Origin of the sequence: Gemmiger sp. An120 (assembly GCF_002160955.1) — a bacterium.
Classification (GTDB): Bacteria; Bacillota; Clostridia; order Oscillospirales; family Ruminococcaceae; genus Gemmiger_A; species Gemmiger_A avium.
This window is the reverse complement of sequence record NZ_NFLN01000020.1, coordinates 11,014-35,933: the sequence shown is the minus strand read 5'-3', so window position 1 is coordinate 35,933 and position 24,920 is coordinate 11,014. Positions and strand designations below refer to the sequence as shown.

20 protein-coding genes and 2 tRNA genes are annotated in these 24,920 nt (G+C 59.9%); 16 read left to right on the top strand and 6 right to left on the bottom strand.

From position 1 onward, the window contains the following. Positions 1-10: 10 nt before the first annotated feature. The 10 genes from argJ to B5E65_RS13300 all read left to right on the top strand — a co-directional run bounded on the left by argJ (position 11) and on the right by B5E65_RS13300 (position 14,124). A complete protein-coding gene (gene argJ, locus B5E65_RS13345) occupies positions 11-1,225 on the top strand; it encodes a bifunctional glutamate N-acetyltransferase/amino-acid acetyltransferase ArgJ (protein ID WP_087172261.1) in 1,215 nt (404 codons plus the stop codon). A 14-nt stretch (positions 1,226-1,239) separates the two neighbouring features. Further along, a complete protein-coding gene (argB, locus tag B5E65_RS13340) occupies positions 1,240-2,115 on the top strand; it encodes an acetylglutamate kinase (protein WP_087172260.1) in 876 nt (291 codons plus the stop codon). Further along, a complete protein-coding gene (locus B5E65_RS13335) occupies positions 2,102-3,268 on the top strand; it encodes an acetylornithine transaminase (protein WP_087172259.1) in 1,167 nt (388 codons plus the stop codon). The genes argB and B5E65_RS13335 overlap by 14 nt, the downstream gene beginning before the upstream one ends. Next, positions 3,265-4,176: an ornithine carbamoyltransferase gene (gene argF, locus B5E65_RS13330; protein ID WP_087172258.1), complete on the top strand. Its 912-nt coding sequence runs from the start codon at positions 3,265-3,267 to the stop codon at positions 4,174-4,176. Before B5E65_RS13335 ends, argF begins: the two co-directional genes overlap by 4 nt. A 10-nt stretch (positions 4,177-4,186) precedes the next feature. After that, positions 4,187-5,260: a carbamoyl phosphate synthase small subunit gene (locus B5E65_RS13325; RefSeq protein ID WP_087172257.1), complete on the top strand. Its 1,074-nt coding sequence runs from the start codon at positions 4,187-4,189 to the stop codon at positions 5,258-5,260. After that, entirely contained in the window at positions 5,250-9,284 is a 4,035-nt protein-coding gene (gene carB / locus B5E65_RS13320; RefSeq protein WP_087172256.1) for a carbamoyl-phosphate synthase large subunit, read from the top strand. Before B5E65_RS13325 ends, carB begins: the two co-directional genes overlap by 11 nt. Before the next feature lie 148 nt (positions 9,285-9,432). Beyond that, positions 9,433-10,032, top strand: a complete 600-nt coding sequence (locus B5E65_RS13315) for an HD domain-containing protein (protein WP_087172255.1) — start codon at positions 9,433-9,435, stop codon at positions 10,030-10,032. A gap of 31 nt (positions 10,033-10,063) precedes the next feature. Then, the gene (locus tag B5E65_RS13310; protein ID WP_087172254.1) at positions 10,064-11,797 is read left to right on the top strand and encodes an ABC transporter ATP-binding protein; all 1,734 of its coding nucleotides are present in this window, start codon (positions 10,064-10,066) and stop codon (positions 11,795-11,797) included. 5 nt (positions 11,798-11,802) lie between these two features. Next, positions 11,803-13,659 (top strand): ABC transporter ATP-binding protein, encoded by a 1,857-nt coding sequence (locus tag B5E65_RS13305; RefSeq protein WP_087172271.1) that lies wholly within the window; start codon positions 11,803-11,805, stop codon positions 13,657-13,659. An 18-nt stretch (positions 13,660-13,677) separates the two neighbouring features. Then, a complete protein-coding gene (locus tag B5E65_RS13300; RefSeq protein ID WP_087172253.1) occupies positions 13,678-14,124 on the top strand; it encodes a MarR family winged helix-turn-helix transcriptional regulator in 447 nt (148 codons plus the stop codon). Between the two features lie 102 nt (positions 14,125-14,226). Here B5E65_RS13300 and argH read toward each other — a convergent pair whose 3' ends face one another. The 4 genes from argH to B5E65_RS13280 form a co-directional block, all read right to left on the bottom strand. Then, positions 14,227-15,564, bottom strand: a complete 1,338-nt coding sequence (gene argH, locus B5E65_RS13295) for an argininosuccinate lyase (RefSeq protein ID WP_087172252.1) — start codon at positions 15,562-15,564, stop codon at positions 14,227-14,229. A gap of 25 nt (positions 15,565-15,589) precedes the next feature. Beyond that, the gene (locus B5E65_RS13290) at positions 15,590-16,825 is read right to left on the bottom strand and encodes an argininosuccinate synthase (RefSeq protein ID WP_087172251.1); all 1,236 of its coding nucleotides are present in this window, start codon (positions 16,823-16,825) and stop codon (positions 15,590-15,592) included. Between the two features lie 302 nt (positions 16,826-17,127). After that, positions 17,128-17,703 (bottom strand): hydrolase, encoded by a 576-nt coding sequence (locus B5E65_RS13285; RefSeq protein WP_087172250.1) that lies wholly within the window; start codon positions 17,701-17,703, stop codon positions 17,128-17,130. Next, complete coding sequence (locus B5E65_RS13280) at positions 17,703-17,924, bottom strand: YdbC family protein (protein ID WP_087172249.1); 222 nt, start codon at positions 17,922-17,924, stop codon at positions 17,703-17,705. Before B5E65_RS13280 ends, B5E65_RS13285 begins: the two co-directional genes overlap by 1 nt. Positions 17,925-18,138: 214 nt before the next feature. On the opposite strand from B5E65_RS13280, the gene B5E65_RS13275 reads away from it, so the two are divergent. Next, positions 18,139-18,780, top strand: coding sequence for a DUF3796 domain-containing protein (locus B5E65_RS13275; protein WP_087172248.1), 642 nt, complete (start codon positions 18,139-18,141; stop codon positions 18,778-18,780). A gap of 4 nt (positions 18,781-18,784) precedes the next feature. Beyond that, the gene (locus B5E65_RS13270; protein WP_087172247.1) at positions 18,785-18,988 is read left to right on the top strand and encodes a helix-turn-helix transcriptional regulator; all 204 of its coding nucleotides are present in this window, start codon (positions 18,785-18,787) and stop codon (positions 18,986-18,988) included. Positions 18,989-19,075: 87 nt separating this feature from the next. On the opposite strand, the gene B5E65_RS13265 is transcribed toward B5E65_RS13270, so the two are convergent. After that, positions 19,076-19,318 carry a hypothetical protein gene (locus B5E65_RS13265; RefSeq protein ID WP_087172246.1) on the bottom strand — a complete coding sequence of 81 codons (243 nt, stop codon included), beginning with the start codon at positions 19,316-19,318 and terminating at the stop codon, positions 19,076-19,078. A 171-nt stretch (positions 19,319-19,489) separates the two neighbouring features. Here B5E65_RS13265 and B5E65_RS13260 point away from each other — a divergent pair. Together B5E65_RS13260 and B5E65_RS13255 are read left to right on the top strand one after the other, a co-directional pair. Further along, positions 19,490-19,563 (top strand) — tRNA-Gln (locus B5E65_RS13260). 40 nt (positions 19,564-19,603) lie between these two features. Beyond that, a tRNA-Pro gene (locus B5E65_RS13255) sits at positions 19,604-19,679 on the top strand. A 66-nt stretch (positions 19,680-19,745) separates the two neighbouring features. Here the strand turns inward: B5E65_RS13255 and B5E65_RS13250 are convergent. Further along, positions 19,746-21,341, bottom strand: a complete 1,596-nt coding sequence (locus tag B5E65_RS13250; protein WP_275532877.1) for a recombinase family protein — start codon at positions 21,339-21,341, stop codon at positions 19,746-19,748. Between the two features lie 171 nt (positions 21,342-21,512). Here B5E65_RS13250 and B5E65_RS13245 point away from each other — a divergent pair, with 171 nt between their 5' ends. Then, positions 21,513-24,194 carry a sensor histidine kinase gene (locus B5E65_RS13245; RefSeq protein ID WP_242957559.1) on the top strand — a complete coding sequence of 894 codons (2,682 nt, stop codon included), beginning with the start codon at positions 21,513-21,515 and terminating at the stop codon, positions 24,192-24,194. Further along, positions 24,187-24,885, top strand: coding sequence for a response regulator (locus B5E65_RS13240; protein WP_087172245.1), 699 nt, complete (start codon positions 24,187-24,189; stop codon positions 24,883-24,885). The genes B5E65_RS13245 and B5E65_RS13240 overlap by 8 nt, the downstream gene beginning before the upstream one ends. Positions 24,886-24,920: the final 35 nt, after the last annotated feature.

Below are 24,920 nucleotides of genomic sequence, written 5' to 3'. Positions count from 1 at the left end.
GGGAGAAACGATGAAACAGATTACAGGCGGCGTGTGTGCCGCACAGGGATTCAAGGCCGCGGGCGTGCACTGCGGCATCCGGAAGAACCAGACCAAGCGGGATCTGGCGCTGATCGTCAGCGACTGCCCCGCCAGCGCGGCGGCGGTTTACACCACCAACCTGGTCAAGGGCGCACCGCTTCTGGTGACCAAAGAACATCTGGCCGACGGCAAGGCCCAGGCCATTCTGTGCAACAGCGGCAATGCCAACACCTGCAACGCGGACGGCCCGCAGATTGCCAAAGAGATGTGCCAGCTGGCCGCCGACCAGCTGGGCATCGTCCCCGAGGACGTGGCGGTAGCCTCCACCGGCGTGATCGGCCAGCCGCTGAACCTGGCCCCCATTGCGGCCGGCATGGCACCCCTGGCCGCCGATCTGGGCTATGACAACAGCCTGCATGCCGCCATGGCCATCATGACCACCGACACCATCGCCAAGGAAGCCGCCGTGGAGTTTACTCTGGGCGGCAAGACCTGCCATCTGGGCGGCATCGCCAAGGGCAGCGGCATGATTCATCCCAATATGGCCACCATGCTGGTGTTCCTGACCACCGACGCGGCCATCAGCAGCGAACTGCTGCACAAGGCCCTGTCCACCGATGTGCAGAGCACCTTCAACATGGTCAGCGTGGACGGGGACACCTCCACCAACGATATGGTGGTCATCCTGGCCAACGGACTGGCCGGCAACGCCCCCGTAACTGAGGAAAATGAGGAGTTCGCCGTTTTCATGAAAGCGCTGAACACCGTGACCATGCAGCTGTGCCGGATGCTGGCCGGCGACGGCGAGGGCGCCACCCGCCTGCTGGAATGCCGGGTGCAGGGCGCGCCCGATCTGGCCACCGCCCGCACCGTGGCCAAGGCGGTGATCTGCTCCTCTCTGGTCAAGGCGGCCATGTTCGGGGCGGACGCCAACTGGGGCCGGGTGCTCTGCGCCATCGGCTACAGCGGCGCGGCCGTGGATGTGCAGAAAGTAGACGTGGCCTTTGCCAGCGCGGCGGGCCGGATCGAGGTCTGCAAGGACGGGGCGGGCATCCCCTTCTCCGAGGAGTACGCCAAGGAAATTCTGCTCAAGGACGAAATTGAGATTCAGGTCAACCTGCATATGGGCGAAGCGGAGAGCACCGCCTGGGGCTGCGATCTGACCTACGACTACGTAAAGATCAACGGCGACTACCGCACCTGAGGAGGCTGTACAGAATGGAACTGAGCAACGCACAGCGGGCACAGGTGCTGATCCACGCCCTGCCCTACATACAGAAATACGCCGGCAAGATCCTGGTGGTGAAATACGGCGGCAACGCCATGATCAACGAAGAACTGAAACAGGCCGTCATGGGCGACCTGGTACTGCTGAGCCTGATCGGGGTAAAAGTGGTATTGGTGCACGGCGGCGGTCCGGAGATCAGCGACCTGATGCGCCGGGTGGGCAAGGAAAGCAAGTTTATCGACGGGCTGCGGGTGACCGATAAGGAGACCGCTGAACTGGTGCAGATGGTACTGGCGGGCAAGATCAACAAGAGCCTGGTGAGCCTGTTGCAGAGCAAGGGCGGCAAGGCCATCGGTCTGAGCGGCATGGACGGTTATCTGATCCAGGCCAAACCCCTGCGGGAGGAATTGGGCTACGTGGGCGAGATCACCCAGATCAACGTGGATCCGGTGCTGGATGTACTGGAAAAGGGCTACATCCCGGTGATTTCCACCGTGGGCTGCGACGCGGAGGGCAATGTGTACAACATCAACGCGGACACCGCCGCCGCCCGCATCGCCGCCGCCCTCAAGGCCGAGAGCCTGATCTCCATGACCGACACCAGCGGCATCCTGCGGGACAAGGACGATCCCGCCACCCTGATCAGCCAGATCACAGTGAGCGAAGCGCCCCAGCTGATGCGGGAGGGTATCATCTCCGGCGGCATGATCCCCAAGGTGGACTGCTGCATCGAGGCCATCCGCCGGGGCGTGAACCGGGTATTCATCATCGACGGGCGCATTCCCCACGCCATCCTGATCGAGACCCTCACCGACGAGGGCATCGGCACCATGTTTATCCAGGGAGGCAGTTATGGACAACATTAAACAACTGGACCAGACCTATATAGCCCCCACCTATGCCCGGTTCCCGGTGGTATTGACTGGCGGGCACGGGTCGGTGCTGACCGATGAGGCCGGCAAGGAATACATCGACCTGGGCAGCGGCATCGGGGTAAACGCCTTCGGCGCCTGCGACGAGGTGTGGCAGAAAGCAGTCTGCGAACAGGCCGCCAGACTGCAGCACACCTCGAACCTTTACTACACAGAGCCCTGCGCCAAACTGGCCGCCATGCTCTGTGAGCGCACCGGGATGCAGCAGGTGTTCTTCTGCAACTCCGGCGCGGAGGCCAACGAATGCGCCATCAAGGTGGCCCGCAAATACGGGGCCGAGCATCTGGGGCCGGAGCACACCACCATCCTGACCCTGAAAGGCAGCTTCCACGGCCGCACCCTGGCCACCCTGGCCGCCACCGGGCAGGAGGTATTCCACAAGGATTTCCTGCCCCTGACCCCGGGCTTTGTCTATGCCGAGCCGGGCAACCTGGCCGATGTGGAAAAGCAGCTGGACGCGAATTCCTGCTGCGCCATCCTGTTTGAAGCCATCCAGGGCGAAGGCGGGGTCATCCCGCTGGAGCCCGCCTTTATCCAGGGGCTGGCCAAGCTGGCGCAGGAACGGGGCCTGCTGCTCATGGCGGACGAGGTGCAGACCGGCAACGGCCGCACCGGCAAGCTGTTCGGCTATATGCACAGCGGTGTGCAGCCCGACGTGGTGACCACCGCCAAGGGCCTGGGCGGCGGGCTGCCGCTGGGCGCGGCCATCCTGGGCGGCAAGGCCGCCGGTGTTCTGGTGCCGGGCAGTCACGGCAGTACCTTCGGCGGCAACCCGGTATGCTGCGCCGGGGCGCTGACCATCCTGGAACGGCTGGACGAAGCCTTCCTGTCCCAGGTGGCCGCCAAGGGCAACTGGGTGCGCAGCCAGTTGGAAGGCGCGCCAGGCATCAAGAGCGTGACCGGAGCCGGCCTGATGCTGGGCATTGAAACCGAAAAGGGCGCGGGCGAGGTGCTGGCCGCCTGTCAGGCGCGGGGCGTGCTGCCCCTGCGTGCCAAGAACAAGGTGCGGCTGCTTCCGCCGCTGAACATTCCCCAGAACCTGCTGGCGCAGGGGGTACAAATTCTCAAAGAGGTGTGTGCAGAATGAAACATTTGCTGAAACTGGCGGATCTGTCCGCCGCGGAAATCAACGAAATCCTGAACATTGCGGATCAGCTGAAATACGAAAAGAAAAACGGCGTGGAGCATCACCTGCTCAAGGGCAAGACCCTGGGCATGATCTTCTCCAAGTCCTCCACCCGCACCCGGGTATCCTTTGAAGTAGGCATGTACGATCTGGGCGGTTCGGCCCTGTTTCTGAGCAGCCGGGATCTGCAGATCGGCCGGGGCGAGCCGGTGGAGGACACCGCCCGGGTGCTGAGCCGCTACCTGGACGGCATCATGATCCGCACCTTTGCCCAGCAGGAGGTGGAGGATCTGGCCAAGTACGGCTCCATTCCCATCATCAACGGTCTGACCGATTACTGCCATCCCTGCCAGGTGCTGGCTGATCTGATGACCATCCGGGAGCGCAAGGGCGCCCTGGCGGGCAAGAAGCTCTGCTTTGTGGGCGACGGCAACAACATGGCCAACAGCCTGATTGCCGGCGGCATCACCATGGGCATGCAGGTGGCGATTGCCTGCCCGGCCGGGCACGAGCCGGACGCGGCCCTGATGCAGTGGGCGGCGGAAAACGGCAGCTTCCTGTGCACCGAAGATGTGCAGGAGGCCATGAAGGACGCGGACGTGGTGTACACCGACGTGTGGGCCTCCATGGGTCAGGAGGCCGAGGCGGAGGAGCGCCGCAAGGTATTCGCCGCCTACCAGGTGAACGCCGCCAACATGGCGGTGGCCAAGCCCGACGCGATGGTGCTGCACTGCCTGCCCGCCCACCGGGAGGAGGAGATCACCGCCGAGGTGTTTGAGCAGCACGCGGACGAGATCTTTGAACAGGCCGAGAACCGCCTGCACGCCCAGAAAGCGGTGCTGGTGAAGTGCATGGGAAACGCACAGTGAGGTGACAGCAATGGAAAAGGCATGGCTTGTGCTGCAGGACGGCACCGCCTTTGAGGGGCAGCGGTTCGGCGCGGAGGGCGACACGGTGGGCGAACTGGTGTTCACCACCAACATGTGCGGCTATCTGGAAACCCTCACCGACCCCAGCTATGCCGGGCAGATCGTGCTGCAGACCTTTCCGCTCATCGGCAACTACGGGGTGATCGAGGCGGATTTTGAGGGCGAATGCCGGGTAAAGGGCTATGTGGTGCGCCACTGGTGCCCCACCCCCTCCAACTTCCGCAGCCAGTATGACCTGGACGCCTTTCTGAAAGCGAAGGGCGTGCCGGGCATCTGCGGCATCGATACCCGGGAAGTCACCCGCATCATCCGGGAAAAGGGCGTGACCAACGCCATCATTACCTCCGCCCCGCCCGCCGACCTGGCGGACGTGGCCGCGTACCAGGTAGAGGGCGCGGTGGCCTCGGTAACCTGCGCCGCCCCCTATACCCTGCCCGCGGCGGGGGAGGAAACCCACCATGTGGCCCTGCTGGATTACGGCGCCAAGGCCAACATCGCCCGGGAACTGCAGAAGCGGGGCTGCCGGGTAACGGTGCTGCCCGCCGGCACCAGCGCCGAACAGGTGCTGGCGCTGGGCGCGGATGGGATTTTGCTCTCCAATGGCCCCGGCGACCCGGCGGAAAACACCGGCTGCATTGCGGAGTTGTCCCGGCTGCTGGGCAAACTGCCCATCTTCGGCATCTGCCTGGGGCACCAGCTGCTGGCCCTGGCGGCGGGCGGACGCACCGTCAAGCTGAAATACGGCCACCGGGGCGCCAACCAGCCCGCCCGGGATCTTGCGGGCGGCCGCACCTACATCACCAGCCAGAACCACGGTTACGCGGTGGTGGCGGACTCGGTGCCCGGGGCGCGGCTGCGGTTTGTGAACGCCAACGACGGCACCTGCGAGGGGCTGGACTATCCCCAGCTGCGCGCTTTTACGGTGCAGTTCCACCCGGAGGCCTGTGCCGGCCCCCGGGACACCGGTTTTCTGTTTGACCGGTTCATTCAACTGATGGAGGGAGGGTCGGTCGATGCCACTTGATACAAGCATCCGCAAGGTGCTGATGATCGGCTCCGGGCCGATCGTGATCGGGCAGGCGGTGGAGTTCGACTACGCCGGCGCCCAGGCCTGCCGGGTACTGAAAGAGGCGGGCGTGAACGTGGTGCTGGTCAACTCCAACCCGGCCACCATCATGACCGACAAGGCTCTGGCGGACGAGATCTATCTGGAACCGCTCACCGCCGAAACGGTCAAGCGCATCATCGACAAGGAAAAGCCCGACTGCCTGCTGGCGGGGCTGGGCGGCCAGACCGGCCTGACCATCGCCATGCAGCTGGGCCGGGAAGGCTTTCTGGAAAGCCGGGGCGTGCGGCTGATCGGCAGCAATGTGGAAGCCATCGAAAAGGCCGAGGACCGGGAGAAATTCAAAGAGACCATGGCCGCCATCGGCGAGCCGGTGATCCCCAGCGACATTGCCGAAACGGTGGACGCCGCGCTGGCGGTGGCCGACCGGATTGGCTACCCGGTAATTGTGCGGCCGGCCTACACCCTGGGCGGCACCGGCGGCGGCGTGGCCTACACGCCGGAGGAGCTGCGGGCGGTGGCCCACACCGGGCTGGACGCCTCCCCCATCACCCAGATCCTGGTGGAGCGGTACATCTACGGCTGGAAAGAGATCGAGTTTGAAACCATGCGGGACGCGGCCGGCAACGTCATCGCCATCTGCAGCATGGAAAACTTTGACCCGGTGGGGGTGCATACCGGCGACTCCATTGTGGTAGCCCCGGCGCTGACCCTGTCCGACAAGGAGTATCAGATGCTGCGCTCGGCCTCGCTGAACATCATCAGCGCGCTGGGCATTGTGGGCGGCTGCAACTGCCAGTTCGCCCTGAATCCGGACAGCTTTGAATACGCGGTGATCGAGGTGAATCCCCGGGTAAGCCGTTCCTCGGCGCTGGCCTCCAAGGCTACCGGGTATCCCATCGCCAAGATCACCACCCGCATCGCCCTGGGCTACACCCTGGACGAGATTTCCAACGACGTGACCGGCGAGACCTGCGCCTGCTTTGAGCCCGCGCTGGACTACGTGGTGGTCAAGATGCCCAAATGGCCCTTTGACAAGTTTGCCGGGGCCAGCCGCAAGCTGGGCACCCAGATGAAGGCCACCGGCGAGGTCATGGCCATCGGGCCCAGCTTTGAGATGGCGCTGATGAAGGCCGTGCGGGGCGCGGAGATTGGTCTGGATACCCTGAACGCCGCCCCCGCCGACGACGCTCCGGTGACCGAACGGCTGCACCGGATGGACGACAAGCGGCTGTTCACGGTGTTTGAAGCCCTTAAGGCCGGGGTATCGGTGGATGAGATTTTTGCCATTACCCGCGTTGACCGGTGGTTTTTGCACCGGCTGGCCCGGCTGGCGGAGTATGAAGCGAGCATCGCGGGCAAGGCTCTGACCCGGGAGGAATATCTGGCCGGCAAGGAACTGGGCTATCCGGACGCGGCGCTGGCCCGCCTGAGCGGCGGGGCGCTGCCGGAGCATCTGTCCGCCATTTATAAGATGGTGGACACCTGCGCCGCCGAGTTCTCCGCCCGCACCCCCTATTTCTACAGCGGCTGGGGGGTACACTGCGAAGCCCGCAGCTTTGCCCGCAGCGGCCGTCCCACCGTGCTGGTGCTGGGCAGCGGCCCGATCCGCATCGGCCAGGGCATCGAGTTTGACTATTCCTCGGTACACTGTGTCTGGACGCTGAAAGAACTGGGCTACGATGTGGTGATCGTGAACAACAACCCGGAAACCGTCTCCACCGACTACGACACCGGCGACCGGCTCTACTTTGAGCCTCTCTGCCCGGAGGATGTAATGGACATCATCGCGGTGGAAAAGCCGACGGGTGTGGTGGTGGCCTTCGGCGGCCAGACCGCCATCCGGCTGACCCGGTATCTGGACGAAAAGCACATTCCCATCCTGGGCACCAGCGCCGAGGGCATCGACACCGCCGAGGACCGGGAACGGTTCGACGCGCTGCTGGAGAAATTCGGCATCCGGCGTCCCCGGGGCCTGAGCGCCCTGACGCTGGAAGAAGCGCTGGATGCCGCCCGCCAGCTGGAATATCCGGTGCTGCTGCGGCCCAGCTATGTGATCGGCGGGCAGAACATGCGCATCGTGCGCAGCGACGACGAAGTGCGCCGCTACATGCAGCGGATTCTGGCCGGGGGCATCGAAAACCCGGTGCTCATCGACCAGTACATGCCCGGCACCGAACTGGAAGTGGACGTGATCAGCGACGGCACCGATGTGCTGATCCCCGGCGTGATGCAGCATATCGAGCGGGCCGGGGTGCACTCCGGCGATTCCATCGCCGTGTATCCCCCCTACAATCTGAGCGATATGATGATGGATCAGGTAGTGGATTGCTCCCGCAAGCTGGCGCTGGCCCTGGGAACCAAAGGGCTGGTCAACATCCAGTACCTGATCTGGAAAAACGAGCTGTATGTCATCGAGGTGAACCCCCGGGCCAGCCGCACGGTGCCCTACATCAGCAAGGTGACCGGGGTGCCCATGGTGGATCTGGCCGCCAAGGTGATGACCGGCACGCCGCTGAAAGAGCTGGGCTTCGGCGACGGGCTGTGGCCCGCTCCGCCCTATGTGGCGGTCAAGGTGCCGGTGTTCAGCTTTGAAAAGCTGAACGACGTGAACGCCTACCTGGGCCCGGAGATGAAGAGCACCGGCGAGGTGCTGGGCATCGGCAAGGATCTGCGGGAGGCCCTGTTCAAGGGGCTGGCCGCGGCGGGCATCGATGTGCGCCCGGCCCTGCTGGAGGGCGGCGCGGGCGTGCTGCTGAGCGTGGACGGCCACGACCTGTACGAGGTCATCACGGTGGCCAAAAAGCTGGACGACCTGGGCATCCGCCTGTATGCCACCCCGGACACCGCCGATGCGGTGGAGGCCCTGGGCGTGGACGTGCAGCGGGTACAGCCCATGGGCGAGGGGGACGAGATCCTGCGGCTGCTGGATGAGGGCAAGATCGGTGCCATTGTCTACACCGGCGCGGCGGAGGATGAATCGCTGGCCGACTACATCACCCTGCACCGGCACGCGCTGACCTTGTCCATCCCCTGCTTTACCTCGCTGGACACTGCCGGGGCGCTGGCGGATATTCTGGCCAGCCGGTTCACCCAGCAGAACACTGAGCTGGTGGACCTGAACCATATGCGCACTGCCCGGCAGACCCTGCCCTTTGCCAAACTGCAGGGCACCGGAGACGACTACATCTTCTTTGAGAACTTCGATGGAGCCATCACCTGCCCGGAATCCCTGGCGGTGCGGCTGTGCCACCGGCATTACGGCATCGGCGGCGATGGCGTGGTGCTGCTGGAGCGCTCGGAGATTGCGGACATCCGGATGCGTATCTTCAACCAGGACGGCAGCGAGGGCAAAATGGCCGGCAACAGCATCCGGGGTGCGGCCAAACTGGCCCACGACCGGGGCTATGTGACCGGCGATGAGATCACGGTGGAGACCGCCAGCGGCATAAAGCAGCTGCATCTCTACCTGCGGGGCGGCAAGGTGAGCAGCGCCCGGGTGGAGATGGGCAAGGCCAGCCTGCATCCCGCCGATCTGCCCTGTACGCTGACCGCCGATCCGGCGGTGGACGTGCCGGTAACCATCGCCGGCCAGGACTGGCGGGTGACCTGCGTGTCCATGGGCAATCCCCATTGCGTGGTGTTCTGCCCCCGGGTGGACGCGGTGGATCTGGAAACGGTGGGCCCGCAGTTCGAGCACGCGCCGCTGTTCCCCCAGCGGGTCAACACCGAATTTGTGCGGGTGGTAAACGATCACACCCTGAAGATGCGGGTATTTGAGCGGGGCAACGGGGAGACCGTGGCCTGCGGCACCGGCGCCTGCGCGGCGGTGGTGGCGGCGGTGGAAAACGGTTACTGCCCCAAAGGCGAGCCCATCACCGTCAAGCTGCGGGGCGGCGATGTGACGGTCTGCTATACAGACGAAGGGGTCACCCTCACCGGCGACGCGGTGCTGGTATACGAAGGTGTTGTGGAAGTATAAGAGGGAAAAAGCGCGGGGCGCGTTCCGGAAACGGGACGCGCCCTTTCGTTTTGCCCCTTGGTTGACAAAGTCAGTATTTGCATTTACAATAGTTGCATATGCAAGTATTGATTCTGCCCCGACAGAACCTGTAAAGGAGGAAGCCCCTATGTTCCCTGCCCCGGAAACGGCGCGCCGCGAACTGGAGCTGGCCGCGCAGGCCAACCCCGGGCTGTGGGTGCGCCATTCGCAGAATACCGGCGAGGCCGCGCGGCGCATTGCCGCCCGCTGCCCCGGAATGGACAGCGAAAAAGCCTATGTCTGCGGGCTGCTGCACGACATCGGCCGCCGTACCGGTGTGGCGGCGGTGCGGCACATCATCGACGGATATGATTATGCCATGGCGCAGGGATGGGACGAGGTGGCGCGGGTCTGCCTGACCCACTCCTTTCCCATCCAGGATATCGAAGCCGACATCGGCAAAAAGGATATCACACCCCAGCAGTACCGCTTTATCCAGCAGTTTCTGGAACAGGTGGAGTACGACGAGTATGACCGGCTGATCATCCTGTGCGACTCGCTGGCGGATGCCAACGGCTTCTGTATTCTGGAAAAACGCCTTGTGGACACCACACGGCGATACGGGGCCTTTCCCTTTACCGTGGAGCGCTGGAACCGCACCTTCGCCATCAAGGAGGCCTTTGAGGCCCGGATCGGCTGTTCGGTATACAGGCTGCTGCCCGGCATCGAAGCCTGCATCTTCTGTTGAAGGCACAATATATACGAAGGAGTGATTCTATATGCAGCTGATCCGCCGTTTCGCGGGCTATCTGCACAAATACCGGCTGTGGACCGCGCTGGCTGTGTTCTGCGTGGCTGCCGAAACGGTCTTTGAACTGGTGATCCCCATGATCATGGTGAACATCGTGGACGTGGGTGTGGCCAACGGCGACCGGGCGTATATCTTCCAGCAGGGGGCGCTGATGTGCGTCTGCGCTGTGATTGCCATGGTGCTGGGGGTGGGCAGCGCCCGCTTCTCGGCGCTGTGCGGCCACGGACTGGCTGCCGAGGTTCGCAAGGCCGAATACGCCAAGATTCAAAGCTTCTCCTTTGCCAACCGGGACCGGTTCCAGACCGAATCCCTGGTGACAAGGCTGACCAGCGACGTGACCACCATCCAGAACGCGGTGATCAACGGCCTGCGGCCGGGGGTGCGCAGCCCCATCATGATGATCACCGCGCTGTGCATGTCCTTTCTGATCAACGCCCGGCTGGCGCTGGTGTTTCTGGTGGCGGCCCCGACGCTGGGATTTTTGCTGTTCCAGATCATCCGGCACGTGCGGCCGCTCTATTCCCGGATGCAGCGGGCCATCGACCTGGTCAACCGGATCGTGCAGGAAAACCTGACCGCTGTGCGGATCGTCAAGGCCTATGTGCGCGGAGACTATGAGATCGAAAAGTTCGGTCAGGTAAACGACAACCTGTGCCAGGTTTCCCGCCAGGCCATGCGGATCGCCGTGCTCAACATGCCCGCCATGCAGCTGGTGATGTACGGCACCATTCTGGCGATTCTGTGGATCGGCGGCGGCATGATCATCGGCGGTACCATGCAGATCGGTAAGCTGACCGGTTTTCTCAGTTACGTGCTGCAGGTGCTGAACAGCCTGATGATGTTCTCCAACGTGTTTCTGCTGCTGACCCGGGCCATCGCCAGCGGCCAGCGCATCTTTGAAGTGATCGACGAACCGCTGGATATCACCGAAGAGGACGCCCAAGACGTGGCGGTGGAGCACGGCGACATTGAGTTTGACCACGTTTCCTTCCAGTACCGGGCCGGCGCGGCGGAGTATGTGCTGCGGGATATCACCCTGACCATCCCGGCCGGTTCCACCGTGGGCATCATCGGCGGCACCGGCTCGGCCAAATCCACCCTGGTGCAGCTGATTCCCCGTCTGTACGACGCCACCGAGGGCACCGTGCGGGTGGACGGGCGGCCGGTGCGGGAATATCCGCTGGCCCACCTGCGGGACGCCATTGCCATGGTACTGCAGAAGAACACCCTGTTCAGCGGCACGGTGCGGGATAACCTGCGCTGGGGCAAGCCGGATGCCACCGACGCCGAGATCGAAGAAGCCTGCCACATCGCCTGTGTGGATGAGTTCATCGGGCGGCTGGAAAACGGCTATGACACCGATCTGGGCCAGGGCGGCGTGAACGTGAGCGGCGGCCAGAAACAGCGGCTGTGCATTGCCCGGGCCATCCTGAAAAAGCCCAAGGTGCTGATTCTGGACGACTCCACCAGTGCGGTGGATATGGTCACCGAGGCCAAGATCCGGGACGGGCTGGCCCGGTGTCTGCCCCATACAACCAAAATCATCATTGCGCAGCGGATCTCCTCCGTACTGAATGCGGACCAGATCGTAATCCTGGATAATGGCCGGATCAACGAGGTGGGCACCCACTGGAGCCTGCTGGAGCACAACCGCATCTATCAGGAAATCTATCATTCGCAGCAGGAAGGAGCGGGATTGTAATGGCAATGCGTGTACCGGCCAGCTATAAGCGGCCAAAAGACCTGAAAAAGACGCTGCGCCGCCTGTGCCGCTATCTGGGGATGCACTGGCTGGCACTGGCCGCGGTGGCCGTGCTGGTCGTTATCAGCAGTCTGGCCAATCTGATGGGCACCTATCTGCTCAAACCGGTCATCAACAACTTTATTGCCCCGGGTGACCTGCCCGGGCTTACCCGGGCCATTCTGGGCATGGCGGTGATGTATGCCGTGGGTGCGCTGGCCACCTTTGGCTACAACCAGCTGATGGTGCGCACCGCCCAGCAGGTGGTGGCCAAAATCCGGCAGGATCTGTTCACCCATATCCAGAGCCTGCCCCTGCAATATTTTGACGGCCATACCCATGGGGAACTGATGAGCCATTTCACCAACGACGTGGATACCGTGACCGAAGCCCTGAACAACAGTTTTACCCTGCTGATCCAGAGTTTCTGCATGGTCACCGGCACCATCACCCTGCTGATCGTGCTGAACGCCCGGCTTTCCCTGATCGTGATTGCGTTTCTGGCGGCCATGACCGCCTTTATTCTCTACAGCAGCAAGCGCAGCAAACACTATTTCTCCCAGCAGCAGAAGCACCTTGGCGAACTGAACGGCTTTGTGGAGGAGATGGTGGCCGGTCAGAAGGTGGAAAAGGTGTTCAACCATGAGCCGCAGGATTTTGAGCGGTTCTGCCTGCTGAACGAATCCCTGCGCAAAGCGGGCACCGCCGCCGCCAGCTATGCGGGCATGATGGTGCCCACGGTGGTAAGCCTTTCCTATGTGAACTACGCGGTGGCAGCCTGCGTGGGCGGCCTGTTCGTGCTGGCCGGCCACAGCGATCTGGGCAGCCTGAGCTCCTACCTGGTGTTTGTGCGCCAGAGCGCCATGCCGCTGAACCAGCTGACCCAGCAGGGCAACTTCCTGCTGAGCGCCCTGTCCGGCGCAGAGCGGATCTTCAACCTGATGGACGAAGCCCCGGAGGTGGACGAGGGGGACATCACTCTGGTACGGGTACGCCCCGAAGCGGACGGCAGCCTGACCGAGGTACCCGAACGCACCGGCCACTATGCCTGGAAATGCCCGGAGGCGAATGGCAGCCGCCTGGTACCGCTGAAAGGCGACGTGCGGTTTGATCATGTGACCTTCAGCTATGTACCCGGCAAACCGGTGCTGCGGGATGTAAGCCTGTTCGCCCGGCCGGGCGAAACCATTGCCTTTGTGGGCAGCACCGGCGCGGGAAAAACCACCATCATCAACCTGATCACCCGTTTTTACGAGATCGACAGCGGCACCATCACCTACGACGGGCTGGACCTGCGCCGCATCCGCAAGGACGATCTGCGCCGCAGCCTGTCGGTTGTTGTGCAGGACACCCATCTGTTCACCGGCACCATCGCGGACAACATCCGGTACGGGCGGCTTTCCGCCAGCGACGAGGAGGTACGGCAGGCCGCGGTGCTGGCCAACGCGGATTCCTTCATTCGCCGGCTGCCGGACGGGTACAACACCCAGCTGTCCGGCGACGGGGATAACCTGAGCCAGGGCCAGCGCCAGTTGCTGGCCATCGCCCGGGCGGCGGTGGCAAAGCCGCCTGTCTTTATCCTGGACGAGGCCACCAGCAGCATCGATACCCGCACCGAAAAGCTGATTGAGCAGGGGCTGGACAGCCTGATGGAGGGCCGTACCGTCTTTGTGATTGCCCACCGGCTGAGCACCGTGCGCAACGCCGACGCCATCCTGGTGGTGGAACAGGGCCAGGTGATCGAGCGGGGCGACCACGAAGCCCTGCTGGAGCAGAAGGGCCGTTACTATCAGCTGTATACCGGCCAGTCCCAGCTGGCCTGATCGGAGGGAGGCAAACCAATGGAGCCCCGCGAACTGCGTCTGGCCGTTGCCCGGCTGGAGAACGAAAAACGGCGTCTGCTTCGGAAAGAATTTCTGCAGCTGGACATTCCGCTGGGCCAGGGACAGCCCCGGCTGCTGGAATGTCTGCTGCGTACCGGCCCCCGCACCCAGCGGGAACTGGGCGAGGAATGCGGCATTGACGTTTCCACCCTTTCCCGCAGCGTGGACCGGCTGGTGGAGGCCGGATTTGTGACCCGTACCCAGGATCCGGCCTGCCGCCGCTGCCAGAAGATTGCCCTGACCGAATCCGGCCGCCTGGCCGCCGAACGGGTGGCCGCCCGCTTCAAAAAGCTGGACGCCCGGTTCCGTGCCGCTCTGAGCGAGGAGGAGGCCCGCCAGCTTCTGGAATACCTGAACCGGCTGTATCAATCCCTGCAGAACCCCGCCTGGGAGGACAGCGAATAATCTTTCAATACACAACAAAACCGCCGGCAGTCTAGCTGCCGGCGGTTTTGTTGTGTGCGCGCGCATCACTGCGCGTTGGAAAAGGAACGGGCTTTACTGATCTCAGAGCATCTCCTGCTTGATGCCCCGGTGGAGGATAGCGTCGCAGGTAAGTTCCGGGTAGACATCCTCCTCAAAGACCGGGCTGACCGCTTTCAGTTCTTCCAGCGACAGCTCTTCCAGCGCCTTGCCCTGCTGCTCGCAGTAGAGCACCAGCTGCCCCACCACGCTGTGGGCATCCCGGAAGGGCATGCCCTTGCGCACCAGATAGTCGGCGGCTTCGGTGGCGTTGATGAATCCTTTTTTGATAGCCGCCCGCATGATCTCCGGATGGGGGGTCAGGGTGGCGATCATCCGCTCGGTAACCTGCAGGCAGGCCGTAACCACATTCAGGCTGTCGTAGAAGGCCAGTTTATCCTCCTGCATATCCTTGTTGTAGGCCAGCGGCAGGCCCTTCATGGTGCAGAGCAGGGCGGTCAGATGGCCATAGACCCGACCGGTCTGGCCGCGTACCAGTTCCGCCCCGTCGGCGTTCTTCTTCTGGGGCATGATGCTGGAGCCAGTGGTGTACTTGTCGTCCAGTGTAATGAAGCCGAACTCAGCGCTGGACCAGAGCACCAGTTCCTCCGACAGGCGGGACAGGTGCATCATCAGAATGGAAAACGCGCTCAGCGATTCCAGCACATAGTCCCGGTCGGACACACCGTCCAGAAAGTTTTTGCAGGGCCCATGGGAAAAGCCCAGCTTTTCGGCGGTAAACGCCCGGTCGATCTGGTGGGTGGTACCCGCCAGCGCGCCGCAGCCCAGCGGGCTCTCGTCCATCAGGTCCAGGGCATTCAGTACACGCTGTTTATCCCGGGCCATCATCTCGGCGTAGGCCAGCATGTAGTACTTGAAGGTAACCACCTGGGCCCGCTGCAGATGGGTATAGCCGGGCATAGGCCAGGGATTCTTGTCCGCCACTTCTTTCAGCGTGGCGGTGAAGCTGTCGATCAGGCCGGCCACCCGGTGCAGCTGGGCCTTGACGTACAGCTTCATATCGGTGTTGACCTGATCGTTGCGGCTGCGGGCGGCGTGCAGCTTTTTGCCCACCTCTCCTACCCGGCGGATCAGGTTCAGCTCCACAAAGGTATGCACATCCTCATATTCCGGGCCGCAGGTAATGGCGCCGCTGCGCCAGTCGGCCAGGATACTTTCCAACCCCTCGGTAAGGGTCTTGCCCTCCCCCTCCGTGAGCAGCCCGCACCGTACCTGCATGGCCACATGGGCCAGACTCCCCTCAATGTCCGGCTCCATGAGCCACAGCGTTTCGCAGGCGTTGCCGTTGAACCGCTGCATCAATGCATCCTCGTCCTCGTGGAAGCGGCCGCCCCACAGGCGGGTCTCGTATGCGTCTGCCATGGGCAGTACCCTCCTTTTCTCGTGTTTACTTGCCCTTGCCGGCCAGCTTGGCGCTGACGGTGATGGGCAGGCCGAACAGGTTGATGAATCCGCCCGCATCGGCCTGGTCGTAGATGGCGTCCTCGCCAAAGGTGGCCAGATCCTCGCTGTACAGGCTGTTGGGGCTGGTGACCGACACCGGCAGCACATTGCCCTTGTACAGCTTGACCTTCACATCGCCGGTAACCTTCTCCTGGGTGGATTTGACAAAGGCGTTCAGCGCGTCCATCAGCGGGGTGAACCACTGGCCATTGTAGACCAGATCCGCGTATTTCTGGGCCACCAGCGCCTTGTAGTGGCTGGTCTCCTTATCCAGGCAGAGCATCTCCAGCTGGGCATGGGCCGCATACCAGATGGTGCCGCCGGGGGTCTCGTAGACGCCGCGGCTCTTCATGCCAACCAACCGGTTCTCCACAATATCGATGATTCCCACACCGTTGGCACCGCCCAGCTCATTCAGCTTGGTCAGCAGATCGGCGGCCTTCATCTCCACCCCGTCCAGCGCGGTGGGCATACCCTTTTCAAAGTGGATGGTCACATAGGTGGGGGTGTCGGGCGCCTGCTCCGGGGCCACGCCCAGCTCCAGGAAACCGGGCTTGGTGTACTGGGGCTCGTTGGCGGGGTCTTCCAGATCCAGGCCCTCATGGGACAGGTGCCAGATGTTCTTGTCCTTGGAGTAGTTGGTCTCCCGGCTGATCTTCAGCGGGATGTTGTGGGCCTCGGCGTAGTCGATCTCCTCGTCCCGGCTGGTGATGTCCCACTCGCGCCAGGGGGCGATGATGGGCATATCCGGGGCAAACGCCTTGATGCCCAGTTCAAAGCGCACCTGGTCATTGCCCTTGCCGGTGCAGCCGTGGCAGATGGCGTCCGCGCCTTCCTGCAGCGCGATCTCCACCAGCTTTTTGGCGATCAGCGGACGGGCAAAGCTGGTGCCCAGCAGGTAGGTACCCTCGTACTTGGCCCCGGCCATCACGGTGGGAGCAATGTAGTCCTCCACGAACTCGTCCACCAGATCCAGCACATACAGCTTGGAGGCGCCGGTGGCCAGCGCTTTGGCCTCCAGGCCTTCCAGCTCGTCGGCCTGACCCACATTGGCGGAAACGGCCACCACTTCACAGCCGTAGTTTTCTTTCAGCCAGGGGATGATGATGGAGGTGTCCAGCCCGCCGGAGTAGGCCAGCACTACCTTGTTGTACTGCTTGTTCTGCGCTTTATGGTTCATAATGGTTCCCTCTCTCCATTTTGTTTTCGCTTGGGTTTGTCTGTATTATAGTTGGATATTTATGCATTGTCAATGCATTTTTATGAATTTATCATTTTGTCCAGCCCACAGGCAGTTTTCCCCGGCAATTGCTGGGCACATTGCGCAAAAGCAGCTGTTTTCACACATAGCACAAACGAATTCCCCGGCACAGCGCTGGAAAGCCAGGTTGTATTTTCATAAATACAGCCTGGCTTTTTTTGCATAAAAACAGAGGGCGCCGTTCCACATGAGAACGACGCCCTCTGTTTTTCTATTCAGTATCAGTGACGGCCGGTGCCCTTTTCCATCAGGTAGGTAGCTTCCAGATCCGCCATATGCAGCTTTACCGCCAGCGGGTATTTATCATACGCCTCGCTGATGGCGCGGCAGCCGCCCCGGGCCGCATCGTCAAATCCGCCCATATGCCAGCGGATTGCCACGGCCTCTGCCGGGCGCAGCCGGATGAAGCGCTCAATGAGATAGACGCTCTTTTCTCCGTGCCCGTAGGGGAACATATCCTCCACATTATAGGTGGGAACCTTTTCCCATTGGCCGGTAGTCTCGTTTTTCACGTTCCGGGTGCCCGCTTTGTAGTAGTTTGCCTTGCACAGATCGTGCAGCAGCGCCACTACTGCAAAGCTCTCCTTGCTCTCTTCTTCGGTATAGAACCGATCCATGAGAGCGTGGTATACGTTCAGGCTGTGCATGACAAGGCCCGACTCGCAGGCTCCGTGAAAGCGGGTGGATGCCGGCGCCCGATAAAAATCGGTGGTGTCCAGCCATTCCAGCAGCTTGTCCGCACCCGGACGGGTAATATTCTGGGTGAATATCTCAATGAACTCTTCCCGGTACCCCATTACAGTTCCATATCCTCCAGGATGCCTTTCAGGATGGCCAGCTCATCGTGGCTCAGGCTGATGCCCTTACCCATCTTGCTGCCGTCCGGAGACCAGTCGCGGATGTCATACTTGGGCTCCCGGTCGTTCCAGCTGACCATATTCAGCTGACGCTCCCAGCCGTTGGCGCTGGTGCTCAGCACCGCGATCCGCTCGGTAATTTCATACTTGAACTCTGCCATATTGCAAACCCTTCCTGTCTTCTTCATTTTGTCTTTCTTTTATCATAAAAGATTCAATTAAGGATTGCAACTGTTTTTCGCAACGAAATATGGCGGCTGTACAAAAAAGCCCGGAACACACACAAATGTTGCATAAGTTCCTTGACTTTGCCTGTATCAATGTGATATATTTATCTCACAAAGATACAAATACATCACATCGGAGGGGTTCGTTATGTCACGCAAGCAAATCAAGCGGATCATCGCGGCCGGCACGGTTCTAATCGTTCTGATGTGCGCTGCCGTCGCCTATTCCCTGCTGTTCAATGAAGGACGCATGGTTTATCTTACCGATCTGAGCACCTACCAGTTTTCCGTCCGCGATCTGCCGATGCTGATCGTGGGGGTGCTGCTGCTTGTGTATATTGTATGCCTGTCGGTTTTCTTTACCCGGCTGGCCCTGCAGTCCCCTCCGGCCGCCCGCACCTACACCCGGCGGCTCCCGCCCGCTCTGGGGCTGGCCGGCTTTGCGGGGTTTGCCGGATTTCTGGGGTTCTGGACCTACAGCCAGGACGGCGTGATCTTTCCGTTTATCTTTTTCGCCTGCTTTGGTTTCTTTGGGTTCTTCTATGAGGGCAAGCTCTCCCATACACTGGAAGATGAAATGTTCGCACAAAACCGTCAGCGCGCGGAACTTGCCGCCCTGCGCACAGGTTTTGTTCTTCTGGCCCTGATGGTCTGCCTGGCGGACACCGGCATGCTTTCCCACGACCTGGAATGGTGTGCCGTATTCATGACCGCTGGCTGTTCCCTGATCTGCGGTCTGGTCGCCTTTCTGAGCCAGTACCTGCTCTACCGCTACGAAAAACAGGAGTGACCCCATGGGCGCAGAATTTGTTTGCAATCTCAAGGCCTACCGGGTGGCCAAGGGACTGACCCAGGAACAGCTGGCAGAAAAGGTGGGTGTACGCCGGGAGACCATCATGCGGCTGGAAAAGGCGCAATACAACCCCTCCCTGAAACTGGCCATTGATATTTCCCGGGCGGTACAGGCCCCTATTGAGGACATCTTTGTATTTGAATAAGTATACTTCTTATTGGCATTGACCGCCCAAGCGGCCGCCTCTCCGGAAAACATCCGGAGAGGCGGCCGCTTGCTTTTTAGGCTCAGATCAGCCCTGGGGAAACTCTTCCTTGCTGCGCAGGCGGCTGTCCACCGTGGAACGGGCTTCCTCCACGCGGTGCGGCTTGTGGATCAGCTGTCGCTGGGTAAAGTATTCCTCCGGACGCAGTGTGCCCTCCGCCCGGGCCTGCGCAGCACGGCGGGCAGCCGGCAGCGCGTTCAGGCTTTCCGCCCGCGCCTGCGCCTGTACTTTATAGATACGTTGATCCAATGCGTGCTTGTGTGTGCTCATAATGATCACCTCCTGTTTCAGTATGTTGCAGGCCCGGAATTCTATGCTAAAAAGCCGCAAAAATGGCTTCGCCAAATTTTTCAAAAAATTTGAAATTACCTGTTGACAAATCCATGGGGGTTAGCTATAATAATAGAGCACTCCGGAAACGGAGCGCCGCACAAAGACCAATGGGGAATTGTGTAAGGGTAGCACGACAGACTCTGACTCTGTTTGTGAGGGTTCGAATCCTTCTTCCCCAACCACCGGCAGCAGCGTGTTTTTACGAGCTGCTGCCATTTTTTTCGGGGTGTAGCGCAGTTGGTAGCGCGCCTGGTTCGGGACTAGGAAGCCGTGGGTTCAAATCCCGCCACTCCGACCATGCGGAGTATCATTAAAGGATCTGAAAAGGTCTGCTGATGATACTCCGCATTTTTTATTTCCAAATCTACATAGCGATCTGTGTGGGGGCGTAGCTTAATGCTACGCCTTTTCTCGTTTCCAAAAGAATGTCCCGCTCGGGGATTTTCCGGCGATCCGGCACCTCAAACGCACCAATGCAGTTGTAGTGGATCGTCACCCGCTGATTGGTAACACCGTCCTCCTTGACCGCCGGATAAACCTCGATGTACTGAATGAGCTCGGCAACCATGCGCTTGGTGATGGTGGTTGCGTCGGTGTAGCGACGCACCGTTTCCAGAAAGGTGTCCACATCCATCCGCTTATCTTCCAGCTTTTTCAGCTCCAACCGCAGCGCCTTGATCCGTCCGGCGTTCTCGCCCTGCTCCTGCTCATATCGCTTGGACATTTTGGCAAACCGGGCATCGTCGATCTTGCCGGACACATTGTCCTCGTAAAGCCGTTCAAAGAGCATATCCAGTTCCTTGTCCCAGGCCAGCAGCCCGTCCAGCTCCCGCTTCTTGCGTACCCGGTCATTTTCCACCACCTTGGCGGAGCGGCCAACCATCGCCTTGATAAAGTCGCTTTCATACTCATTAGCAAAGCAAGCCAGCCGGTGTACCTCATAGAGCACGACCTGTTCCAAGAAGTCCAGCCGAATATAGTGGGTGGACGAGCATTTGCGGAGCCCGGAATTGTGGTTGCGGCAACTGAAAAACTTGATGTCGTGTTTGCCCTGGTTAAAATGGAAATTCAAATTGCCGCCGCACTCCGGGCATTTTAGATAACCGCAAAAGGCGCTGGACTCCTGCGTGACGGTAGGCCGTCTGCGCCGGGAAGTTTGCAGGCTTTGTACCTTTTCCCAAGTCACACGGTCAATGACAGGCTCATGGACATTGAGGAAGATTGCCCGGTTTTCTTCCGGGTTTTCAATCCGGCGTTTCATCTTGTAGGACTTGGAGTAGGTTTTGAAGTTGACCACATCGCCGCAGTATTCCTGCAAGGTGAGGATTTTCTTGACGGTGGTATGGTTCCACTTGGTAGGCTCCAGCGTACTTTTGGAGCCGCCCTTGCTGATTCCCTTGCTGGTTCGATAGGCCGAAGGGTTCAGAGCCCCCATCGTCCCCAGCGCCGTGGCAATCTGCAAGGGGCCGTTTCCCTCCAAGGCCAGACGGTAGATGCAGCGCACCACCTCGGCAGCCTCCGGGTCAATGACCCAAAAACGGGGATCGTCCGGGTTTTTCATGTAGCCATAGGGCGGCGGTGAAAGAGGAATCCCAGCGTTTCCTTTCATCTTGTTGACGATCCGGCGCTTCTTGGAGATGTCCTTGGCGTAGTACTCATTCATAATGTTCTTGAACGGGGTGAAATCGTCCTCGCCTTCGTTGCTGTCCACGCCATCGGAAACGGCCACCAGCCGCACATCATGGAGCGGGAAAAATTCCTCGGTGAGCTTGCCAACCTCAATGTAGTTCCGGCCCAGCCGGGAGAGGTCTTTCACAAACACCGCCGAGATGTACCCGGCCTCGATTGCGGCGATCATTTTCTGAAAGCCGGGGCGCTTCATGGTAGTGCCGGTGATACCGTCATCCACGAAAAAGATGGTATCGGTATAACCCTTGTCCTTGGCGGCCTTTTGGAGAATTTTCTTTTGGAAAGAGATTTGTCAAGGGTAAATTATACCTCATGTCCCATAGGTATCTTAATTTCGTCTTAATGTCAGTCTTGCCATCTTTATGGCATAACAAGGTCTCTTATGCTATAATAAATTACCTAGAGGACAAATTTATTGTAACAGGCGGGGAGAGATGCAGGGTTGGAAAATTATCAGGCGCAAAATCAATACCGCCCAGGAGCTTTTCAAAAAGGACATTTAAAAATCTTTTTTGGATATGCTGCGGGTGTCGGCAAGACTTATGCTATGCTGGAGGCCGCTCACCAGGCTCAAAACAGAGGGATAGACGTTGTTGTGGGCTACATTGAACGTCACACCCGCCCCGATACATTGGCATTGCTGGAAGGGCTAGAACAGCTGCCCGAAAAAATAGTTGAATATAAGGGAATCTCCCTCAAGGAGCTGGATTTGGATGCCGCCTTACAGCGCCGCCCCAATATCCTGCTGGTAGATGAGCTTGCCCATAGCAATGCTGCCGGGTGCCGCCATTCAAAACGATATCAGGATGTGGAGGAACTGCTGCGAGCCGGTATCAGTGTGTACACCACCGTTAATGTTCAGCATCTGGAATCCCTGAATGATCTGGTGGCCTCCATCACTCATATTGCCGTCAGCGAGCGTATCCCTGATTCGATTTTTGACTCCGCCGACCAGGTAGAATTAGTGGATATCGAGCCGGACGACTTGATCCTGCGGCTGCAATCCGGAAAAGTCTACCAAAAGCAGCAGGCTTCCCGTGCCTTGAATCACTTCTTCACAAGGGATAATCTGGCGGCCCTTCGTGAAATTGCGCTGCGCCGCACCGCTGACCAACTAAGCAAAAAAGCCCAGAAAGCGGAAAATGAGACTGCCGCCAAAGCCGGGGAACACATTCTCACCTGCCTTTCCAGTGCGCCATCCAACGCAAAGGTGATCCGCACGGCAGCCCGCATGGCTGAGGCCTTTCACAGCGGATTCACGGCGCTGTTTGTAGAAACTCCCGAGACCAGGGATCTGAAGGGCGAAAATCTGAAACGCCTGCGGGACAATATGCGTCTGGCTGAACAGTTGGGAGCGCGGATCGCCACCGTGTATGGGGACGACCCGGCTGTGCAAATCGCCGAATATGCCAAGGTAAGCGGCGTCACAAAAATCGTGCTGGGGCGCACAAACCACTCTGCATCCCTTTTTATGAAAAGCAAGCCGCTGGTGGACCGGCTTACCAGCAGGATGGAGGATGTGGACGTCTATATCATTCCGGATGTCCAACCTCTATATAAGAAAAAAAGGGCACTGCTTCGCAAACCGGAACAGAAATTTGATTGGAAGGATTTAGGGAAATCCCTCCTGCTCACCCTTGCCGCTACGGGGATCAGTTTTTTGTTTTATGAACTCGGCCTGCGTGAAGCGAACATCATCATTGTCTACCTATTGGGGGTTCTGCTCACAGCGGTTTGGACGAACGGGTATTTCTACGGGGTTTTGGTTTCACTACTAAGCGTAGTCTCCTTTAACTTTTTCTTTACAATTCCGCGTTTTTCCCTGACAGCGCTCGACCCGAACTACCCGATCACCTTTCTAGTGATGATGCTGGCAAGTTGTCTTTCCTGCTCTCTGGCTACCCGCGTGAAAAGGCAGGGGCGGCAATCTGCTCAACGGGCCTATTATATGGAACTCCTGATGAGCAGCAATCAAAAAATGCAGCAGGGCCAAAGCGAACAGGAAATCATCCGGATTGCCGCGCAGCAGCTCCAATCTCTTCTGGGACGTCCAGTGTTGTATGCACTGCTGGAAAAGGATAGACAGCTCCGATTTCATGCGGTCCCAGCCTCTGAATCAGAACAGACCATGGGCAGGCTGACTGCCGAAGAGCTTGGGGTGGCGGAATGGGTCGCCAAAAACGATAAGCACGCGGGCGCTACGACCAGCACCCTTTCTCATGCGCAAAATCTGTATCTGTCCGTCCGGGGCAATCAGGAGGTCATGGCGGTGGTCGGCATACCATCCAAGTTTTATCCGCCGTTGGATACTTTTGAAAAAAACCTGATGATCGCCATGCTGGACGAATGCGGCCTGATTTTGGAGCGCCGCAAACTGCGCGCTGAAAAGCAGGCCGCCGAGATGGAAACCCAGCGTGAACAGCTGCGGGCCAACCTGCTGCGGGCCATTTCCCACGATCTGCGCACACCGCTGACCGCCATCAGCGGCAACGCCGGTATGCTGATGGAAAAAAGCGTTTCTCTGAATGAAAATAGAAAACAGGAAATGTACCGTTCCATCTATGACGATTCCATGTGGCTGGTCAATCTGACGGAGAATCTGCTTTCCATCACCCGAATCGAAAACGGGACCCTGCCGTTGCGGCGGGACGCAGAGATGATTGGCGACATTTTCCATGAAGCGCTTTCCCATGTGGATCGCAGGGCTGCGGAACACGAGATTCGCGTAGAACTTGAGGACGATATGCTGATGGCCAATATGGACGCCCGCCTGATCGTACAGGTCATTATCAATATCGTGAACAACGCCGTCAAGTATACGCCTGAAGGTTCGGATATCTGCCTGTCGGCAAAAAAGGAAAACAGCATGGTCCGCATCGAAATTGCTGACAACGGCCCGGGCATATCCGACGAAGCCAAACAACGGCTGTTTGATATGTTCTATACAGTGAACACCGGCAGCGCCGGGGCGGACAGCCGCCGGGGCCTTGGACTGGGTTTAAGCCTGTGCAAATCCATTGTAGAGGCGCACAGCGGGTCTATTACCGTTCATGACAACCAGCCCCATGGCTCAGTGTTCTCTTTTACACTGCCCTTGGAGGAGGTGAAAATTCAAAATGTATAAGCCCAAAATTCTTGTGGTAGAGGACGACCCTGCCATCACCAATTTAATCCGAACCACGCTGGATACACAGGAATACCAGTACCACACCGCCAAAAACGGCGCAGACGCGCTCCTGGACGCCGTCTCCTATAACCCCGATGTTATCATTCTGGATCTGGGGCTGCCCGATATGGACGGTGTGGAGATTATCCGCAAGGTGCGCGGATGGAGCAGCGTGCCCATTATTATTGTAAGCGCACGGAGCGAAGATCAGGACAAGGTGGAGGCATTGGACGCTGGAGCAGACGACTACCTGACAAAGCCATTCAGCATTGATGAATTTCTGGCCAGGCTTCGCGTGGCCCTGCGCCGCAGCCGAACCGACCAGACTGCCGGGCCATCCCAGTCCTCCCTGTATCAGAACGGGGAATTAAGGATTGATTATGCGGCGGGATGCGCTTATATGGGGGGAAAAGAAATCCACCTCACCCCCATCGAGTACAAACTCCTGTGCGTACTTGCAAAAAACACGGGAAAGGTACTGACGCGCAACTACATTCTGAAAGAGGTGTGGGGAACTGCCCTTGCCGCCGATATCCCTTCCCTGCGCGTTTTTATGACCACCCTGCGCAAAAAGATTGAACGTGACCCATCTGCCCCCAGGTATATTCAGACCCACATTGGCGTTGGGTACAGGATGATCCGTCAATAGACTCTGCGTTTCAGATCCGTCCGCTTTTGCGGGCG

Bases quoted from the DNA above. Each gene is read 5' to 3' on its own strand.
- argB (WP_087172260.1), top strand. From the start codon at position 1,240: ATGGAACTGAGCAACGCACAGCGGGCACAGGTGCTGATCCACGCCCTG.
- argF (WP_087172258.1), top strand. From the start codon at position 3,265: ATGAAACATTTGCTGAAACTGGCGGATCTGTCCGCCGCGGAAATCAAC.
- B5E65_RS13325 (WP_087172257.1), top strand. From the start codon at position 4,187: ATGGAAAAGGCATGGCTTGTGCTGCAGGACGGCACCGCCTTTGAGGGG.
- carB (WP_087172256.1), top strand. From the start codon at position 5,250: ATGCCACTTGATACAAGCATCCGCAAGGTGCTGATGATCGGCTCCGGG.
- B5E65_RS13315 (WP_087172255.1), top strand. From the start codon at position 9,433: ATGTTCCCTGCCCCGGAAACGGCGCGCCGCGAACTGGAGCTGGCCGCG.
- B5E65_RS13280 (WP_087172249.1), bottom strand. From the start codon at position 17,924: ATGGCAGAGTTCAAGTATGAAATTACCGAGCGGATCGCGGTGCTGAGC.
- B5E65_RS13285 (WP_087172250.1), bottom strand. From the start codon at position 17,703: ATGGGGTACCGGGAAGAGTTCATTGAGATATTCACCCAGAATATTACC.
- B5E65_RS13335 (WP_087172259.1), top strand. From the start codon at position 2,102: ATGGACAACATTAAACAACTGGACCAGACCTATATAGCCCCCACCTAT.
- B5E65_RS13310 (WP_087172254.1), top strand. From the start codon at position 10,064: ATGCAGCTGATCCGCCGTTTCGCGGGCTATCTGCACAAATACCGGCTG.
- B5E65_RS13270 (WP_087172247.1), top strand. From the start codon at position 18,785: ATGGGCGCAGAATTTGTTTGCAATCTCAAGGCCTACCGGGTGGCCAAG.
- argH (WP_087172252.1), bottom strand. From the start codon at position 15,564: ATGGCAGACGCATACGAGACCCGCCTGTGGGGCGGCCGCTTCCACGAG.
- B5E65_RS13305 (WP_087172271.1), top strand. From the start codon at position 11,803: ATGCGTGTACCGGCCAGCTATAAGCGGCCAAAAGACCTGAAAAAGACG.
- B5E65_RS13275 (WP_087172248.1), top strand. From the start codon at position 18,139: ATGTCACGCAAGCAAATCAAGCGGATCATCGCGGCCGGCACGGTTCTA.
- B5E65_RS13300 (WP_087172253.1), top strand. From the start codon at position 13,678: ATGGAGCCCCGCGAACTGCGTCTGGCCGTTGCCCGGCTGGAGAACGAA.
- B5E65_RS13240 (WP_087172245.1), top strand. From the start codon at position 24,187: ATGTATAAGCCCAAAATTCTTGTGGTAGAGGACGACCCTGCCATCACC.
- B5E65_RS13290 (WP_087172251.1), bottom strand. From the start codon at position 16,825: ATGAACCATAAAGCGCAGAACAAGCAGTACAACAAGGTAGTGCTGGCC.
- argJ (WP_087172261.1), top strand. From the start codon at position 11: ATGAAACAGATTACAGGCGGCGTGTGTGCCGCACAGGGATTCAAGGCC.
- B5E65_RS13265 (WP_087172246.1), bottom strand. From the start codon at position 19,318: ATGAGCACACACAAGCACGCATTGGATCAACGTATCTATAAAGTACAG.